1 protein-coding gene is annotated in these 504 nt (G+C 61.5%); it reads left to right on the forward strand.

Annotated features, from left to right (window positions below):
- Positions 1-413, forward strand: a 413-nt coding sequence (locus tag ADK28_RS03965) for a type VI secretion IcmF C-terminal domain-containing protein (protein WP_048794949.1), incomplete at its 5' end; no start/stop codon positions are given.
- Positions 414-504: the final 91 nt, after the last annotated feature.

Below are 504 nucleotides of genomic sequence, written 5' to 3' on the forward strand. Positions count from 1 at the left end.
ATGCTCAGGGGCAGCCGGAAGTGCACTTTGTGGTGGAACCAGTTGAGTTGACCGCCAGTAAACGCCGAAGCGTGCTGAACCTGGACGGCCAGCTGGTGGAGTACAGCCACGGACGGCGCCAGAAAGTGCCGCTGGTCTGGCCGAACGCCCTGCGTGACGGTGCGGAAAGCAAGCTTACACTGATACCGGATGATGGCACCCGCTCACCGCGAAGCCTGGGCTTTACCGGACCGTGGGCGATGTTCCGCCTGCTGGATGCGGCCAGCCGGACGCAGGTCAGTCGCGGTTCGTTTGATGTGCGCTTTGGCGTGGATGATGGTGCCATGACCTGGCGGGTTTACAGCGATGCAGATCACAGTCCGTTTGCCTCGGGTCTGTTCAGCCAGTTCAGTTTACCGGAAACACTTTACTAACGGGGCCAGCTGCGCCTCAGACGACGGGAAGAATCGGATGCATGATACACAACAGGCGCTGAGCGTGGGGCGCGATCCCCGCGTGTTGCCG

Origin of the sequence: Serratia sp. 506_PEND (assembly GCF_001076875.1) — a bacterium.
GTDB classification, from domain to species: domain Bacteria; phylum Pseudomonadota; class Gammaproteobacteria; order Enterobacterales; family Enterobacteriaceae; genus Serratia; species Serratia marcescens.